Origin of the sequence: Mesorhizobium sp. M7A.F.Ca.ET.027.02.1.1 (assembly GCF_004022985.1) — a bacterium.
Taxonomy (GTDB): domain Bacteria; phylum Pseudomonadota; class Alphaproteobacteria; order Rhizobiales; family Rhizobiaceae; genus Mesorhizobium.
On the sequence record NZ_RZOL01000711.1, the window covers coordinates 1 to 1642 of the forward strand.

Sequence of the window (1642 nt, forward strand, 5' to 3'; positions counted from 1 at the left end):
CACACCGAGAATGGCGTTGGCGCCAAGCCGGCTCTTGTTGGGCGTGCCGTCAAGCTCGATCATGGTCTGGTCGATATGGATCTGGTTTTCGGCTTCCATGCCGCCGATGGCCTCGAACAGCTCGCCGTTCACCGCTTCGACGGCCCTGAGCACGCCCTTGCCGAGATAGCGGGCGCCACCGTCGCGCAGTTCGACGGCCTCGTGGGCGCCGGTCGAAGCACCCGACGGCACCGCCGCGCGGCCCATCGAGCCGTCTTCGAGAATGACATCGACCTCGACGGTCGGATTTCCACGGCTGTCCAGGATTTCACGCCCGACAATGTCGATGATGGCGGTCATTTGCGATGTCCTCGATTGATCTGAAGAATGCCGCACGTCTTAGCCAAAGTGCTGCAAAAGGCAATCGGCCGGCCGGCAATTATTGCCGCGGCATCAGCCTCTGAACGATTCACGAAGCGCAAATCGCTGTCATCATAAGTCATGTACGGTCGGCTGACTTCCGGTTAAGGTGCAGCGCGCGGGGCGAAACAGGAGGAGTTTCGCCATGTCCCAGTTGAGTGGTATCGTGAGTCTGTTCCTGATCGCGGCGGCATTCCTGACGTCGTGCGACAATCAGCAGTCGCCGCCGAAGGCGATGGCCCCCTTACATGTCAGCGAATAAGCCAGAATACAAAGCGGCCCCGTCTCTCGACGGGGCCGCTTTGTCGTTGCTGTCAATGCCAGTAAGGCGTGACCTTGTAGTAATTGTAAGATTCGTCGCGCGCCACCTCGCCATCCGCCCCGCTCAATTCGTTGATCGAATAGGCAGGCGCCGCTCTGAGTTGTTCCTTGGAAAACGGCACGACATAGCCGCCCTTGTCCTCATCATAGTCGAGGCTTGCCCACGGAATGGCGTGATATTTTTCGCCAATGCCGAGGAAGCCGCCAAAACCGATCACCGCGAACATGATGCCGTTCGTCATCTTGTCGAGCATCACATCCTCGATGCTTCCGATGCTCGTGCCTTCGGTATTGTAGACCGATGTACCGATGACCCGTGAAGCGGCGATGGCTTGGGTGTGACCTGTCTGGGTTGTCATGATTGTGCTCCTCATTGTGGTTTAGAACCATACTTGGACAATGAGGGGCGCGGGCGAAGGTTCCCGACTTTTTCGGCGACGCCCGGTCACTCCGAGAGGATGAAGGTAACCTTCATATTGACGCGATAAGCAACAATCTTGCCGTCTTGGACGACGATCTTCTGGTCCTGGATCTAAGCGCCCTCGACGTTCTTCAGGGTTTTCGAGGCGCGCGCAATTCCCTGTTCGATGGCGTCCTGAAAGCTCTTCTTCGACGACGATGTGATTTCGGTGACGCGGGCGACGGACATGGCTTCCTCCTGCCAAAACGCTCAGTTGCAAGGCAAGCGTATAGCCGGCTCGTGCCTTCCACAAGCGCCGGCAGTCGGCAGGGTATGCGTCCGGCCTTAGAGGCCCTTGGCTATACGGTCGAATGCCATCAGCCGCTCGAGCAAGGCTGGCATGTCCTTTAACGGCAGCATGTTCGGGCCATCCGACGAGGTCGAATTGTCAGGATCCTGGTGGGTCTCGATGAACACGCCGGCAACGCCAACAGCGACGGCCGCGCGCGCCAGCGTCTCGAC

At 58.8% G+C, this 1642-nt stretch carries 1 protein-coding gene and 3 pseudogenes; all 4 read right to left on the bottom strand.

Going from position 1 to position 1642, the window contains the following annotated elements; translation table 11 throughout:
• Nucleotides 1-339: pseudogene (eno, locus tag EN749_RS35375) on the bottom strand (phosphopyruvate hydratase); the annotation flags it as partial.
• 374 nt (nucleotides 340-713) lie between these two features.
• Complete coding sequence (locus EN749_RS35385) at nucleotides 714-1079, bottom strand: PRC-barrel domain-containing protein (RefSeq protein WP_127397501.1); 366 nt, start codon at nucleotides 1077-1079, stop codon at nucleotides 714-716.
• A gap of 86 nt (nucleotides 1080-1165) precedes the next feature.
• Nucleotides 1166-1369, bottom strand: a pseudogene (locus EN749_RS35390) (dodecin family protein).
• 96 nt (nucleotides 1370-1465) lie between these two features.
• Nucleotides 1466-1642 (bottom strand): annotated as a pseudogene (locus EN749_RS35395) (3-deoxy-8-phosphooctulonate synthase); the annotation flags it as partial.